The organism is Ignatzschineria ureiclastica (genome assembly GCF_003121845.1).
Classification (GTDB): Bacteria; Pseudomonadota; Gammaproteobacteria; order Cardiobacteriales; family Wohlfahrtiimonadaceae; genus Ignatzschineria; species Ignatzschineria ureiclastica.
The window spans coordinates 39,010-55,454 of the sequence record NZ_QEWQ01000005.1 but is presented as its reverse complement, the minus strand read 5'-3'; the positions used below and the strand labels follow the sequence as shown (position 1 = coordinate 55,454).

General features: G+C 41.1%; 15 protein-coding genes. 1 reads left to right on the top strand and 14 read right to left on the bottom strand.

The window, feature by feature from the left end; genetic code table 11:
* Positions 1-22: 22 nt before the first annotated feature.
* From rpsP to mutM, 12 genes are all read right to left on the bottom strand, one after another.
* Positions 23-292, bottom strand: a complete 270-nt coding sequence (rpsP, locus tag DC083_RS08260) for a 30S ribosomal protein S16 (protein WP_026879662.1) — start codon at positions 290-292, stop codon at positions 23-25.
* 133 nt (positions 293-425) lie between these two features.
* The gene (lpxC, locus tag DC083_RS08255; protein WP_109189752.1) at positions 426-1,340 is read right to left on the bottom strand and encodes a UDP-3-O-acyl-N-acetylglucosamine deacetylase; all 915 of its coding nucleotides are present in this window, start codon (positions 1,338-1,340) and stop codon (positions 426-428) included.
* A gap of 29 nt (positions 1,341-1,369) precedes the next feature.
* Positions 1,370-2,485 (bottom strand): cell division protein FtsZ, encoded by a 1,116-nt coding sequence (gene ftsZ / locus DC083_RS08250; protein WP_109189776.1) that lies wholly within the window; start codon positions 2,483-2,485, stop codon positions 1,370-1,372.
* A gap of 62 nt (positions 2,486-2,547) precedes the next feature.
* On the bottom strand, positions 2,548-3,798 hold the full coding sequence (ftsA, locus tag DC083_RS08245; RefSeq protein ID WP_109189751.1) for a cell division protein FtsA: 1,251 nt from the start codon (positions 3,796-3,798) through the stop codon (positions 2,548-2,550).
* A gap of 79 nt (positions 3,799-3,877) precedes the next feature.
* The gene (locus DC083_RS08240) at positions 3,878-4,831 is read right to left on the bottom strand and encodes a cell division protein FtsQ/DivIB (RefSeq protein ID WP_133243364.1); all 954 of its coding nucleotides are present in this window, start codon (positions 4,829-4,831) and stop codon (positions 3,878-3,880) included.
* On the bottom strand, positions 4,798-5,757 hold the full coding sequence (locus tag DC083_RS08235; RefSeq protein WP_109189749.1) for a D-alanine--D-alanine ligase: 960 nt from the start codon (positions 5,755-5,757) through the stop codon (positions 4,798-4,800). The genes DC083_RS08240 and DC083_RS08235 overlap by 34 nt, the downstream gene beginning before the upstream one ends.
* A gap of 12 nt (positions 5,758-5,769) precedes the next feature.
* Positions 5,770-7,188, bottom strand: a complete 1,419-nt coding sequence (gene murC, locus DC083_RS08230; protein ID WP_109189748.1) for a UDP-N-acetylmuramate--L-alanine ligase — start codon at positions 7,186-7,188, stop codon at positions 5,770-5,772.
* Entirely contained in the window at positions 7,185-8,291 is a 1,107-nt protein-coding gene (murG, locus tag DC083_RS08225) for an undecaprenyldiphospho-muramoylpentapeptide beta-N-acetylglucosaminyltransferase (RefSeq protein WP_109189747.1), read from the bottom strand. The genes murC and murG overlap by 4 nt, the downstream gene beginning before the upstream one ends.
* Positions 8,288-9,496, bottom strand: coding sequence for a putative lipid II flippase FtsW (ftsW, locus tag DC083_RS08220; protein ID WP_157954913.1), 1,209 nt, complete (start codon positions 9,494-9,496; stop codon positions 8,288-8,290). Before ftsW ends, murG begins: the two co-directional genes overlap by 4 nt.
* Before the next feature lie 467 nt (positions 9,497-9,963).
* Positions 9,964-11,370 carry a UDP-N-acetylmuramoyl-L-alanine--D-glutamate ligase gene (gene murD, locus DC083_RS08215; protein WP_109189745.1) on the bottom strand — a complete coding sequence of 469 codons (1,407 nt, stop codon included), beginning with the start codon at positions 11,368-11,370 and terminating at the stop codon, positions 9,964-9,966.
* Between the two features lie 156 nt (positions 11,371-11,526).
* Positions 11,527-11,862: a ribosome hibernation-promoting factor, HPF/YfiA family gene (gene hpf, locus DC083_RS08210; protein WP_109189744.1), complete on the bottom strand. Its 336-nt coding sequence runs from the start codon at positions 11,860-11,862 to the stop codon at positions 11,527-11,529.
* A 300-nt stretch (positions 11,863-12,162) separates the two neighbouring features.
* Positions 12,163-12,978 carry a bifunctional DNA-formamidopyrimidine glycosylase/DNA-(apurinic or apyrimidinic site) lyase gene (gene mutM / locus DC083_RS08205; RefSeq protein ID WP_109189743.1) on the bottom strand — a complete coding sequence of 272 codons (816 nt, stop codon included), beginning with the start codon at positions 12,976-12,978 and terminating at the stop codon, positions 12,163-12,165.
* A gap of 106 nt (positions 12,979-13,084) precedes the next feature.
* Here mutM and DC083_RS08200 point away from each other — a divergent pair, with 106 nt between their 5' ends.
* On the top strand, positions 13,085-13,447 hold the full coding sequence (locus DC083_RS08200) for a DUF2069 domain-containing protein (protein ID WP_229822726.1): 363 nt from the start codon (positions 13,085-13,087) through the stop codon (positions 13,445-13,447).
* Between the two features lie 84 nt (positions 13,448-13,531).
* On the opposite strand, the gene lnt is transcribed toward DC083_RS08200, so the two are convergent.
* A complete protein-coding gene (gene lnt / locus DC083_RS08195) occupies positions 13,532-15,208 on the bottom strand; it encodes an apolipoprotein N-acyltransferase (protein ID WP_109189741.1) in 1,677 nt (558 codons plus the stop codon).
* Positions 15,205-16,392 (bottom strand): serine hydrolase, encoded by a 1,188-nt coding sequence (locus tag DC083_RS08190; RefSeq protein WP_109189740.1) that lies wholly within the window; start codon positions 16,390-16,392, stop codon positions 15,205-15,207. Before DC083_RS08190 ends, lnt begins: the two co-directional genes overlap by 4 nt.
* Positions 16,393-16,445 lie beyond the last annotated feature (53 nt).

Below are 16,445 nucleotides of genomic sequence, written 5' to 3'. Positions count from 1 at the left end.
TCTACATTAAATTATTGAACGATTAAGCTTCAACTGCTGCTTTAGCTGCCGCTCTTTTTGCTTCTTTAAGTAATGAAGCAACACGTTCAGAAGGCTGTGCACCTACACCTACCCAATAATCAACACGGTCTTGAGCAAGCTGTAAACGTTTCTCCCCACCTTTTGCGATGGGATTAAAAAAGCCAAGACGCTCAATATATTTACCTGTTACTGAATTTCTTTGATCCGCAACAACGATTTGGTAGAAAGGACGCTTTTTTGAGCCCCCACGAGCTAGACGAATTGTAACCATAAAAATTTATATCCTATATTCAACTAATATCCAAAACTTTTTTATATTATATAGAGACACGTTATTCAATATAAAATCGTAAACTAAAGACTATACTCCAATTTCTCTCAAAATTAAAGTATTTCCCATAAAATTAATTCCAAGCAGGTACCGTGAAAGTCACAGGCGAATGTTCAGCTTCTTCATAAGTGACAATCTCATAAGCTGAAGTATCTTTCATTAACTCACGAATCAGCATATTATTCATCATATGCCCTGCTTTATATCCTACAAACTCTCCGATAATAGGGTGCCCTAATACATAGAGATCACCTACAGCATCTAGGACTTTGTGACGCACAAACTCATCTTCATAGCGAAGACCATCTGCATTTAAAATACGATAATCATCCACAACAATAGCATTATCCATACTACCGCCTAATGCAAGATTCAGCTCACGCATTACTTCGAGATCCTTCATAAAACCAAAGGTTCTCGCTCTTGCCACTTCATCAATATAGTATTGACTTGAAAACTCACAACGGTGTTGTGGATTTGTTTTATCTAATACCGCATGGTCAAATTTGATTGTAAAATCTAATCTAAAGCCATTGTAAGGCAACAATTTAGCAATCTTGTCTTCATGCTGGTACATGACCGGTTTTTTAATCTTGATAAATTTCTTAGCGGCATTTTGCTCCTGAATACCTGCTGATTGAATCAGATAAACAAAAGGGGCAGAACTCCCATCCATGATAGGAATTTCTGGTGCACTCACTTCGACTATGACATTGTCAATCCCTAAGCCACATAACGCCGACATAAGATGCTCAATAGTTGAGATCGTCACATCGGGTGCTTCAGGAGATGCAATCATTGTCGCAAGCTGCGTGCTCACAACCGCATCAGCCGCAATTTTAATATCTGGTGAAGGTACATCCGTTCTACGGAAAATAATACCTTGATCAATTCCTGCAGGTCGTAAAGTCAAATAGACTTTCTTCCCGGAATGTAATCCAATCCCAGTGGTTTGTACCAGACTTTTTATCGTTCTCTGTTTTAACATAACTTTTCTTTCTTAGAGTTCTACGAATTTTAAGAATTTTTTCTTAAAAACGCAGGAATATCTAAATAACCTGTTGAATGTGAACCGCTCGGTTTAGCACTCTCTTTTACAGCTTCTGGTGCTACTGCAGGTTTTGTTCGACCTAACAACTGATCGGCAATACTCACCTTCTCTATAGAAGATTGATACTCACCCAATCCCGTCGCCACAAGCGTTACTCGGATATCATTGCCCATCTCTTCATCAACAACGGCACCAAACACAACTGTTGTATCTTCATCTGCATATTCACTGATAATGGCACCGATTTCATGAAGGTCACCAATACTCAATCCTAGGCCACCAGAAATATTCACTAAAAGACCTTTAGCACCTTTAAGACTCACTTCTTCTAAAAGCGGTGAAGAGATCGCTTGTTGAATTGCTTCACGCGCAGCATTATCGCCAGATGATAAACCTACACCCATCATGGCGAGTCCTTGCTGACGCATCACCGTTTTGACATCATTAAAGTCAAGATTGATCATGCCAGGCTTCGTGATACTGTCTGTAATACCTTGTACAGCATTGAATAACACATTGTTAGCAGCGCTAAATGCATCATAAAGGCTTACACCTTTCCCAAGCACACTCATTAAACGATCATTCGGGATCGTAATTAATGAATCGACATTTTGCGCCAATTGTTTTAAGCCTTGAGTCGCTGCTTGATCACGCTTACGACCTTCCATAGAGAAAGGACGAGAGACTACTGCAACAGTTAAAATACCTAATTCTTTCGCAACTTCTGCCACGATAGGTGCAGCTCCTGTACCGGTACCTCCACCCATTCCTGCGGCAATGAAAACCATATCTGCACCATTTAATTCAGCTTTAATATGTTCTTTCGTTTCTTCTGCCGCTTGACGACCAATCTCTGGGTTTGCCCCAGCTCCTAATCCACGAGTTAACTGCTCACCTAATTGAATACGAACATCAGCTTTCGCCTGATGTAGATCCTGAGAATCTGTATTCGCGGCAATAAAAGTTACACCGGTAAGACCAGAATTCACCATATGCGTGATAGCATTACCACCCGCGCCACCGACACCTATTACTTTGATAATAGGACCATGTTCGTTATGATCTTGCTGCAGTTCAAAAATGGACATTATTAATCCTCAATTTTATTCGTATTCTTTAATGTAATTGTTTGACCAGAAATAAATCACAAATAATTTCGACATATTCCAGCGATTTTCTTATATATATTACTAAAGATGTTACCACTTGGCATTGTTTTTTGTAACTCTTTTTGCCAAATATTCTCATATTTATAGGAAGCAAGAAGACCTACGACAGCAGCATGTTCTGGCGTTAAAGGTTCTGAACTTTTATAACTGACATTAATCGGTAAGCCAATTCTACAAGGCTTATCCATCACATCCCTTGCTAATTCAACACATCCCACCATTTGACTTGCGCCACCCGTCAATACAACACCGGCATCATGCAACTGATAAACCCCTGCTTCTTCTATCTTTTCTCGAACAAATTCTAGAATTTCACGATAGCGGGCATCAATAATAAAAGAGAGCTCACGAACCGACATTTTACGATTTTCACTCTGATTTGTTATAACAGGCAATGTAAATGTTCCATCATAACTGGCATACCCCATACATGAACCATGTTCAATTTTGATACTTTCTGCGACTTGAGTTGAAAAGCGCTTCAATTTGGCGATATCTGCCGTTACATCATCGCCCCCTAAAGGAATTGAGTCATGAAAAACCACAGCCCCATCTTGGTAAACTACTACATCAGTAACACCCGCGCCGATATCTATCAGAGTTACACCTCTTTGACGCTCATCCTCTGTTAAGACACTAATTGCCGAAGATAATCCTTCATAAATAACATTATCAACATTAACATCGCTTGCTGCAATACAATTACGGATATTCGTAATTTCATTGGTTGCGGCAGTTATCAAATGCGCAATCAGTGTAAAGCGAACACCCGCGAGACCTATGGCATTCTCAACAGGTTCGCCACCATCAACAATATATTTTTGTGGCAATACATGAATAACACTCTCACCAGGATCTAATTTCAATTTCCCCGCTTCGATTAAAATACGTTCATAATCCCGCTCAGTAAATCGTTCGTGGTCTTTAGCGAGTGTGATCACGCCTGTATTCTTTCGACTACGAATATGTGATCCGCTAATAGAAGCAGAAACCGATAATACATCGATCTTCAAATCGCGTTCAAGTTCAGTAATGATATCTTTAACAATTCGAGTGATGGGCTCAATATTATTAATAACACCTCTTTTAATACCTCGAGATGGACGAGAGGCAATCTTTACAATTTCGATAATTCCGTCTTCTCGCGCTTTTGCCATCATTCCAACGACTTTGTGCGTTCCGATGTCGATACATACACCTACGGACTGTATTGAAAGTTCTGTCATACTCTGCACCTATTTATCGTTTTTATTATTCATTGCCTATTAATACTTTACTAATAGTCTATTAAATATTAGCGTTAATCTATTTTTTCCATTTTACCGAAAAACCATTTCTATAACGAAAATCAATATGCGATATCGCATCTAATACATTTTGATCGGGTAATTGTCGTAAAAAACGCGCTAATCGTTCATCTAGCTCTTCTGAACCCATGATAAGCAACAAATCACCATCAAGCAAGATACTCCAAGAATCTTGATCATCTAATATAATTTCTTTAACCTTAAAACCATTAGCCGCCAATTGTGGAGCAACCTTATGATAAAACTGTAAAATCTCTTTAGAATCTTCATCCGCTCCAGTGAGATAAACCCAATCATAAGCCGGAATATCCTTTGGCGAAAAGATCTCTCCTTCGCTATTAAGCATTTCAGTATTATTCCAAATGGCCACAGGCTGTTGTTCTGTCAGATACACATCTAATTCATGAAACCATTGCCGCTTTAAATCTACAGACTTTACCCAAGGTTCACTCAATATTTGATCCTGATACTCTTTAATGTCTAAACCCACTAGGTTTTTCCCAACAGCATCTTTAACCAGCTCGTTCACTCGATCATGGGGCAAATAATGGATATCCCCATAAACCATCACTTTATCAATTGTAAAAAAGACGGTGCTTCGCTTCAGATATTGCCATCCATAGTAAGGACCTGCTACGATCAAAATCAGTAGCGCTACTAAAATAAATCCTCGAACAATACGGAAAAACAGTTCCCAAAACCGCTTCCAACTAAACTCTTTCCGCGGTACAACGCCTTGTTGATAGCGCCGTGATTTTCCTTTTATTCGTTGATTTGATGAATATAACAATAACTGCTTCAAAGTAAATAATAACCCATCAATGTGTCCATATTTATAGTACGAAAAACTTACGATATTCTCGATCCTACTACCGATTTTAATTAAAATAAGTTTTCCAAGTTTTTCTACAACATCTGCTACGCCGCAAGCGTCTCTTCTAAGATCAGCCAACAGAGCTTTTCAAAAGAGATACCGGCCTCTTTCGCCGCCATAGGAACTAACGAGTGGCTTGTCATACCCGGCACTGTATTGATCTCTAATAACCAAGGATTATTTTCCTGATCGACCACTAGATCAATGCGCCCCCAACCACATGCACCTAATGCTTTAAATGCAGATTCGCAAAGCAATCTAAAGCGTGATTCATCTTCATCTGGCAAGCCTGCAGGACAGTAATAACGAGTATCATCTCTCAGGTATTTAGCTTCATAATCGTAGAAAGCGAGATCTGTCTCCATACGAATCAGAGGAAGCGCGGTTCCATTTAATAGGCCACAAGTATACTCACCCTTACCAATAATCCAGTTTTCAGCAAATACTGCTGAATTAAATCCTCCAGCCGCCTGCCAAGCGCTCACTAAGTCCTCGGCACGATCAACTCTGCTCACGCCAATACTTGAGCCCTCTTCCGCAGGTTTCACTGCTAATGGGTAAGACAACTCATCTTTTAAGCGTTCAACTGTCTCAAGATCTTCTAACAAGTAAGACTCTAAAACAGGCAAATTTAAAGCTTTCCAAATTTGCTTCGTTTTCAACTTATCCATACCCACACTAGAAGCTAATACACCACTGCCGGTATAAGGAACCTGTAGATACTCAAGCGCCCCTTGTAACACGCCATCTTCTCCGCCCCGACCATGAAGCACGATAAACACACGATCAAATTGTTCTGATTTAAGGTAACTCAAGAGCTCAACAGCTTGCGTATCGACACCATGTGCATCAATACCTTGTGCTTGAAGCGCCTTTAATACCGCCTCCCCCGACCAAAGAGAGACTTCTCGTTCTGAAGAATTTCCACCGTAGACCACCGCTACTTTACCAAAAAGCGCTGGATCTTCAATACGTTTTATTAAATTATTATATTTATTATTCATATAGTTATCGCCCTAAAGCGCCCCTCCTTTATAAAAGTTTGCAGCAATACCACCTATATTTCCAGCGCCCATCATCACAATCAGATCCCCTTCTTGTGCAATAGCAGCATATTGATCTCGAATATTATCAATACTTCCTACAAACAATGTCTGATTCCCACCTTTAGTCGCCACATCTTTTGCGAGTTGTTCACCACTAATACCGGCAATCGGTGTTTCTCGTACGCCGTAGATATCTGTGACTAAAACGGTATTAATCGTTGATAAGACATCTACAAATTCATCATAGAGTTCTGCTGTACGAGAATGGCGATGAGGCTGGAATGCAACCACAATTCGTTTCTCAGGATATGCCGTAGTCAACGCTTCATATACAGCCCGAATTTCGGTTGGATGATGACCATAATCTTCCATCACCTCCACATTGCCACCCGCTTTAAGTGGAACTGAAGGGTGAAACTGAAAACGACGACCAATTCCTTTAAAACGACGAAGTGCGCGGCGAATAGCGGGATGTGGCACCCCTAAATCATTGGCAATAGCAATCGCAGCAATACTATTTAACACGCTATATTTACCAGGTAGAGCTACCGTAAATTCACTTGTGCCATTAGGCATTTTAAGTTCAAAACAAGTCTGCATGCCTTTCGATTCATAACGCAATAGTTGATAGTCCGCGCCCTCTGCTTCCCCGTAAGTAATGATCGGACGATGAATACGTGGCACTAAATTCGCCACTTCTTCATTATCAATACAGAGTACCGCTAAACCATAAAAAGGTAATAAATGTAAGAATTCAATAAAAGTCTTGCGTAAATTCTCAATATCACCGCCATAGGTACTCATATGATCTTGATCGATATTGGTAATAATCGCTGACATCGGATGAAGGTGCAAGAATGAAGCATCAGATTCATCGGCTTCTGCAACAAGATATTGTCCTAATCCTAAACGCGCATTTACATTTGAACTATTTAAACGGCCACCAATCACATAAGTAGGATCAAGCCCTGCCTCATCTAAGATCGAAGCAAGAAGACTTGTTGTTGTCGTTTTACCATGCGTTCCGGCAACGGCGATACCATAGCGAAAACGCATTAACTCTCCAAGCATTTGAGCCCTTTGAATAATAGGAATACGTGCCTCTTTCGCACTAATGACCTCAGGATTATCTTCTTTAACTGCAGTAGAGACAACCACAACATCGGCACCTAAAGCATGCGCCTTATCGTGACCTATCCAAACAAGCGCACCCAAATCGATAAGGTGTTCAACAACGGGGGAACCGGCGATATCTGAACCCGTTACTTCATACCCAAGATTGAGAAGTACTTCTGCAATCCCACACATTCCTGATCCACCGATTCCCACAAAATGGATACGCTCAACTCGGCGCATATCAGTAGGACAAATATAACTTTTATGATTCATGATGCTATAACCTTTTGAATTTCAGAAACAATCTTTTGGGTTGCTTCTGGTTTTGCTAAAATTTCTGTCTTACTCGCCATCTCTAAAGCTGTTTCACGAGTAAATGATGTTAAAAGTTGTTCTAATGTTGATACATCCATCTTTGATTCAGGATAGAGAAAAGCGCCACCAATATCCGCAACTGCCTGTGCATTTTTAGTCTGATGATCATCTACAGCCTTTGCAAAGGGGACAAAACAGCTAGCGACATGCACTGCTAAAATTTCAGAGACAGTCAATGCGCCTGCTCGACAAATCACGAGATCAGCCCAACCATAAGCCTCATCCATATTTTCAATAAAAGGGGTTAAACGATAATTCTCGCGATTAAAACAATCATCTTCTTTATGTGCTTCGTAGAATGCAGTGCCGGTTTGATGCCAAATGTCAAATTGCTCCGAGAGTTCCTCTTCAGCAAACTGCTGCATCAATTGATTTAAGATACGCGCCCCTTGAGACCCACCAAAGACCAATATACGTAAAGGTTCATTTCCCCTTGACTTATAACGCTCACGATAATCAGGTAGAGCCAAAAGAGAAGCTCTGATAGGGTTACCTACGACTAATGCATTCGGTAATTTTTGATTAAAGGCAGCAAGATTACGTTGACTCAATCGAGAGAGTAGACGATTCACCAATCCAGGCTCGGCATTTTGCTCGTGAATCACTAACGGAATTCTCAATAATCTTGCAGCAATACCACCGGGTGCAGCTGCAAAACCGCCGAACCCTACCACACATACAGGATTAATCTCTTTAAGGAATGTTTTCGCTTCACGTATGGCTTTTAAGAGAATAAAAGGGGCTTTTAACCAACCAGCAATACCATTTCCTCGCAGCCCTTTAATCGTGAGTGAATGCAGAGGCAATCCATTTTGAGGGACAAGACGCGTCTCTAAACCATTCGCCCCTAACCAATAGATATTATACCCCGCTTGCTGTAAATCCTCGGCAACAGCTAGACCAGGAAAGATATGTCCGCCCGTTCCCCCCGCCATAATAACGATATTGCCCTTATTATCACGCCCTGTTCCTGAATCTTTTTGTATCTCATTGAGGCTCATTTTATCGTCACCTTAATCTTAGAATCTGCTAATTCTTGCTCCGCTCTTGCTGCTTGTTTCTTCTGATAATCTGCTAACTCTTCAGTCTGTACAAAACGATCCACTTTGAATAACACACTTAATGCAATTAACATCATCACAATACTTGACCCACCATAACTAATCAAAGGCAGCGTCAATCCTTTAGTGGGTAATAGGCCTGAAGCCACACACATATGAATTAAAGCTTGGATACCAAACCAGAAACCGATGCCATAAGAGATATAAGCTGCGAAATACCGCTTAAGATTTTCTGCCCTGCGTCCTATATCAAACGTCCGATAGACAAACGCAAGATAGAGAAGCACGAGAATCACGACGCCAAAAAAACCAAACTCTTCGGCATAAATAGAAAAGATAAAATCGGTATGCGCTTCTGGAAGATAGCCCAATTTTGACATACTCTCCCCAATGCCGACACCCGAAAGCTTTCCTCGCCCAATCGCAATAAGTGAATTAGCCAATTGATAACTTTGATTATAAGGATCATCCCAAGGATTCATAAAGCCTGATAAACGTGCTCGGCGATAGGGGGATGTCAAAACAACAAATGCCATCACACCTAAAGTTGGCACTAAAACACATAAAAACTGCCAAATACTGACGCCCGCAATAAAGAGTAATCCTAACCCAATCACAAAGATGATCGCAGTTGAACCAAAATCAGGTTCTAATAGCAGTAAAATACCAAGAAACCCCATCACCACAAGGGGAATAATCAGTGCTGTAGCGCGTACATCAATCGTCTCTTTATGCCGATGAAGATAGGAAGCGATATACATCACAATCGCGAATTTAGCCACTTCAGCAGGCTGGAAGTTAAAGACAAAGATCGGAATCCAACGCAACGCCCCATTAACCTCTCGCCCAATCCCAGGAATGAGTACTAATATCAAACAAATAATCGTAATGATCATCAAAATAGGGGTTAACCGATACCACCGATCTAAACCTATCTTCATATAAACGGCAGAACCTAAAATAGTCCCTATGGCAATATACATTAATTGGCGCATCCCATAATGGTATGGTGATAAACCATAATATTCTGCAACATATCCTGAGGCTGTTGTCACCATTAAAAGCCCAATCAGCAAGAAGATAACCGTCGTTACTAATAACCACGGATCTGCATATATTTTTGTAGTTGACAATGCGTTTTTCAAAATACACCTAAATTTAGTCAATATGGTCGAAATTGTAACATACTCTTACTCTAGAGATCATAATGACAACATCTCATTTACGAAACAATTGTTAAAAAAAGACATATATCACAAATAATATCAACATTATACACCGATATAATCTCCAACAATCTCTAATAACCCCTGATACCCACTAATACTCTAACATTATCTTTTTTATAGTAAATTTGGTTTAAAAAAAATGGTTTTTAAAACGCTATTACGGAATTTTAAAAAATATAAAACCTGACTCACCCACACTTGCAAGATGCCGGATAGAACGGCCTCCTTACTTATTACAACTGATGCGCCGGCATTTCAATAATGCTTATTTTGAACCGATCTTACTATACTATTTCATTGCCTCTTAATAGCTATTTAATAGCAATTTAGTAGCGATTTAATCTACTGTCGCATCTAGAACCATTAATCACTATTTATAATACCTATAATGCTCGAACCATCTCTGCAAACACTTCACCGCGATGTTCAAAGCCTTTGAACTGATCGAAGCTAGCACACGCGGGGGAGAATAAAACAATATCACCTGCGGTCGCCTCTTGCCGAATATCCGCTATTGCTTGAGTTAATGTATCGCTCTTAAAACAGAGAATACCCTTTGGAATATGGGGCAAAATCGTAGAGTAATCTGCACCAATCAATGCAACACCTGCCACATTATGCGTTAATAAGCTTTCTAGAATAGAGAAATCTTGCCCTTTCGTGACACCGCCTAAAATAACCCACTTGCGCTCAGGAAACCCTAAAATCGCGGCTTCCGTAGAAGAGATATTCGTTGCTTTTGAATCATTGTAATAAGTCACACCCTCAAGGGTACGCACTTTCACAGTTCTATGGGCCAGCGGTTGATAGTTTGTAATACCTGTCTCAATGGCTTTGAGAGGTGCACCAAAAATCTCAGCCGCTCCGGTCGCCGCAATCATATTGAGGACATTATGTAAGCCCCCTAAATGACTCTCCCGGAAACTCACTCGCTCCCCTTCTCTACTAATAATCATCTGTGTTTCTAAGTCCGCCCAATAATCGATTTGCATATTATCATTATCGCTTGTAGATCTATCTGTCAGCGCAAAGCGATAGATTGAATCTTCTCCTAATTCAAACTGATAACGATGATCTGCCATTCCTGCCCTAAGATCCGTTTCGATTGCAGTAATTCCGGCAGGGATCATAATATTATTTGACTGGGCAAAGAGTCTAAACTTAGAGGTAATATAGTGCTCATAATCACGATAGCGATCGAGATGATCCGGCGATAGATTGAGCAATATGCCCACATCGGCTTTAAGACTCGTTGTAGTTTCCAACTGAAAGCTCGATAACTCTAAGATAAAGAGGGGTTCCCGTAGATCTGCTTGATCTCGAGATTGATACTTAAGCCAAAGCTCTAGTGCCGGAAGCCCAAGATTCCCCCCCACATAGAGATCATAACCCGTTTCAGCAAAGATAGTGCCTAACAGCGTGGTCACCGTACTCTTTCCATTCGTGCCGGTAATAGCAATGATATTCTCTTCTACTAAGCGGGCAAATAACTCGATATCGCCCCCAATATGCGATTGTGGCAGACGCACTAAGGTTGATTGTAGCTCAGGAGTCGCCAGTGCAACGCCAGGGCTTAACCAGAGATAATCACATTGATCTAATAAAGTTGCTGAAAAACCACCGACAGCTGTCTCTTCACACAATGGTGCAATTTCAGCATAATTTGGGGGATTCTCCCGAGAATCAAGTGCCCAAATATGTTGTACATTTAAAGCTTTTAGAGCTTTAACGATAGAGAGGCCGGTAATACCAAATCCGACCACAAGATGTTTCGCATCTACAGGGAACATAACGTATCCTTTGTTGATTAATCGAGAGAAAGATAGCCGTATGATACGCTGAAATAGTTCAAGACAAAAGAGAAACCCCGCATAAAAATACGGGGCTTCCTGCACGATTCTATTTAAGCATATTTCCTAAACGTTGCCATCACAACTAAGATCGACTTATGCTTCTTCCTCTTCTTGTCGAATCTCTTGTCCTTGCTTGCGCTCAGCGGTCATTGCTTTCTCTTTCTGTTTGAGCAGTTGACGCTCAATTTTACCAGCAAGTTCATCAATTGATTGATACATATCCTCAGAAGTTGCTTCAGCGTGAAGATCTTTACCCTTCGCAATGTTTAAGGTAATTTCAGCGGTTTGTTGTTTATCTTTTAAACTTAAGATCACGTGTGCGCCGGTAATATGATCACTAAAGCGTTCAAGCTTAGAGAATTTCTCCTCAATACGACTGCGAAGTCCATCAGTTAACTCTAAACCTTGGCCTGTTAAATTAACATTCATACAAACTCTCCTTCATTTCATTATCAATTGTTATATCAAGAGCTTCAAAGCAATCAATGATCATCCATTATTAATGTTGTTCAAAGGCTTCTACGCCTATTCATCAATTGAATAATCTTGATCTACCTTTACTTCACCCTATCACTTTTTATGAGAAAGGGATAGCCCTTTTCAGCGCTAAATCATTTCCCCTTTTGATCTTATGCCAAAAATTGTCTATAAAAATGACAAGATGAACACAATAAAACGTCAAGTACTTCTTCGATCTGATAACAGCGGTTTTTTAAGATATCTAGATGATTATTTTTGACATTGAGGGCAGAAATAGGTAGCCCGATTGCCAAGTACAATCCGCTCAATAGGGGTTTGGCAAAGTGCACAAGGTTGCCCTTTTTGCCCATATACTAATAACTCTTGGGCAAAATAGCCCGGATGACCATCCGGCGTTGTGAAATCTTTCAGGGTCGTTCCTCCTTGAGTAATCGCCCGAGTTAATACTGCTTTAATCGCCGACACTAAACGCTCAACTTCCTCTCTGTTCAGATTATTCGCCGGACGCTCAGGATGAATGCCCGCCATAAAGAGGGATTCATTCGCATAAATATTCCCGGCACCCACAACAAAAGCTTGATCCATCACCACAGATTTAATCGGTCTTGTGCGACTATTTAATTTAGCAAAGAGGTAATCTGTAGAAAAAGCATCACTCAGGGGTTCGGGGGCTAACTTTTCTAAGAAAGGAATTTCTGCCTCTCGATCGTAGAGCAGAATAAAACCAAACCGCCGAGGATCGTGATACACCATCAACTGATCGTTATCCATCTGCATAATAAAATGATCGTGCTTTTGCCACTCAAGATCGCCCTCATTCTCAACGATGCGAATTGCACCAGACATTCCAAGATGAATCAAAACCTTATGCTTTTCGGTATAGAGAATGAGGTATTTCGCCCGGCGTTCAATTGCCATAATCTCGGCACCATAGAGGGACTCTATCGCTTTGGGAATGGGATATCGCAAACGATCATTACGAATCTCTATCGCGCCAATTTTCGCCCCTATTAGATGAGGGGAAATACCGGCTCGGACCGTTTCAACTTCAGGTAGTTCTGGCATACTTTGCTCTCTCTTCGTTCAATGATAAGATAGCGCCTTATCACTTCATATTTCTATTAGACATACAAAAGCGAATATCACACGTTGTTAAACGCTTAAGGATTAGATGACTATAATGCGCCCGATTGTTCCTATTTCAAGAATTTCCACCTTAGTGGCTTACTTTGCCCTCTTCTTTTTTACGATTTACTGTATTGTGAGTAACCAAATCTACCCAGATCAGCCTCGAATTTTCCTGATTATTGGACTACTGATGCCACTGGTATTCCCGGCACGAGGGTTATTACGCGCTCGCCGTTTTACTCACGCGTGGACGAGCTTCCTCTCACTCTTCTATCTTGTCGCTGCAACTGATATTTGGGTTTCAGGTCATCCAGCCATTGGTAGCGTCTACTTTCTCTTAACGGTTATTCTCTTCATCAGCTGTATTCTCTATGCGAGATACTCGCCTCTTCCTTTTCGAGAATAGGCACTCACGATATCCACTACAGATGCGCCGGCATTTGCATAAGCTTATTTTAAACTGATCCTACTATCCATAGTTTAACTGCCATCAGTGAGTTGCCGGCAATGAACTTCTAGTAATTAATTTCCGGCAATAAGAGCGCCCTATCAACATCGTAAGGCTTAAGAGCAGTAGAAAACTGACACTCCAAAATAGATCCCCCAAACGCGCATAGGCGGTCATTCCTCGAATCGGCGTTACGGCGACTTCTAATGTACCCTCTTGAAATTGTGGCAACATTGCTTTCACTTGCCCATTAGAGCCAATCCAAGCGGTAATCCCATTATTAGTAGAACGCACCATCTCTTTCTGTAATTCAATCGCCCGAGCGCGGGTAATTTGAAAATGTTGCCAAGGACCAATGGAATCCCCAAACCAAGCATCGTTACTGATATTGATTAAGAAATCCGACTCTCGCCCCATTAAACGCGCCTCATCTCCAAAAACCGCTTCATAACAGATCGAACTCCCTCCTTGGAAGCGGCCTTGTGCCGTCATAAACGAGAGCGGTTTTTGTATCATCGTTCCTTCCGACAGATCCGCGAAAGGAATTTCAATCATATTGCCAAAGAGACTTAATAGCGAACGAAAAGGAATATATTCGCCAAAAGGCACTAAATGCACTTTATGATAGAGCTGATCACTACGGCTATCTGCACCATAAGCCACTATAGAGTTGCGAATTTGAGCCCCTTCCGTTGAAAATATCCCTGTGACAATCGTACTCCCTGACTCTGCAGAGAGATCTCGTAATACCGTTGATAACGAAAAATCATCTTCATAAATCCCAGGGATTGCCGTTTCTGGCCAAATAATTAAATCAACTTTCGGTGCAACCTTTTCTGTTAATTGGTAATAACGCCGGATAATCGCTTGATATTGCGCTTGGCTAAATTTCATCTCTTGCGGAATATTACCCTGTACCAAGGCAATCTGGATCTTTTCATTCCCTCGTTCAATCGGCGTTGAGATAGTAGAGACGATCACCATCAATAAGGCAACAATCACCCCACCGGCAATACTTGGGACAAGATAGAGTAGAAACTGTTTTCCCCATAAAGCCCGCAACAATAAGAAGAGCAATCCGGCAATCCAGTAAACCCAGAAGCTTGCCATCAATGCGCCCATTTGCGGGAAGAGCCAATAAGATACCGGCAAATCAGTAAAACTATAGCCTAAAGCTAACCAAGGAAATCCAGAGAAGAGGATACTGCGCAGATACTCTAATAACACACCGACAAGTGGGAAAATAAGACCATATTGTATGGCAAATGCGATTAACGAGCTTTTTGAGGATCTCGCAGGTTTTGAAGTGCTCATTGTCGATTCTTGAGTTTGAAAAGCAGCTTGTAACCACTTACCTAATCGCTTTGTGATATAGAGTAACAAACTATAATAGAACGCTAGATAGAGTGCCAGCAGTAGTGCCACAAACGATCCAAGCGCTAAGGGTGCCCCGCCAAATTGCACTAAACTAATTCGCACCCAGAAAATGCCCCAAGCAAAAAAACCAAAGCCAAATAAAAGGCCTAGCAATGCACTAAAACGGGGGGATTGAGACACCGTTAATTGTAAAAGTGCCACTAATGCTAGAGGCACAATAAGAGACAACGAAAAAGGTGCAAAGCCCAATGGCATTAAAGCGCCCAACAGAAGCGCAATGATCATTATAAATCCCTTTTTGCCACGCATACCGTTACCCTCCTTCAAATCGTTCCTTTTCATTTCCCCATCCCTGCTAAGTCTTGGTAGATTGCTTGAATCATATTCAAATATCGCCCTGCCGGCAATCGATCTCCATAAAAAAGATGTTGATTTTCAACCGGGTTAATCACCGGTGTATTTTTACGATTGGTTAAATAGATCATCGTTAATGCAATTTTTGGATCGCGCATCACAAGGCATCCGGTCCAACCAGTATGACCAAAGGATTGTAAGGAAGCCTCATCTCCGAACATATAACGCATATCCGGCCCATTTAAACGCCAACCTAAGCCAAAGGTCGGATCAGAAAAGGCCGGCGTTAAAAATCGATTAATTGTCACTTCATTAAAATAGTCATTGGGCTGATACATCAAACGAAATAGTGACAAAAGTGTTCTCGCATTAGCAAATAACCCTGCGTGCCCTGAAATGCCATCCATACAGTGATAGGCTTTCTCATCCTGCACTTCCCCTTGGGTCATCTCTGTTCTGATATTCGGGAAACTAATCACACCATCGCGCGTATTGCCATATCTTTCAGTAGCAGCTAGGGTATTGAACGATCTCCCAGAGTCTAATGGCTTGTAGAGAATATCGCAAAGCCCTAAAGGCTCCCAAAAAATCTCTGATAATTGATGTTCAATAGATTTCTCGGCATAGCGCTCTAAAATAAAGGTTAAGAGCATAAAATCCACATCAGAATAGAGCCCTTGAGCGCCAGGCGGATGAATTAACGGTGCTTGTAACAATGAAGTTAAAAAACCCATCCTATTTTGACAATAGAGCTTTAGATCATACTCAGGATCATAAAAGAGCGGATTCGGTTCAAAGCCGGCGTGATGCGATAAGAGCATTTCAACCGTAATATTGGCAACCAACTTATTTGATGTAATATTTAGTAAATTGGGCCAAAAATCGACAATTCGTTGTGTGAGAAGTTTTGGATCTCGCTTCGCATAATATTGAAAAAGATAGGTTGTGGCGAAAATTTTAGTGAGCGAAGCAATATCAAAAAGTGTCTTCTCCGTTACCGGCGCACCCCGCACTACCTGTAATTGATCGTCAACCACTTGGCACTGCGTCAAAATTTGACTGCCAAAATTGCGTTCATAGATCACCTCGCCTGATAACTCAAGCAGTAATTGCCCGCCGGGAAAACCACGAGATAGAGATTCTTCAATATTTTCAGTGATATGCCGCCACATATACCGTCTCACTTTTATAATCACAAACCTTTATTTTACCCTGTTATATCAAT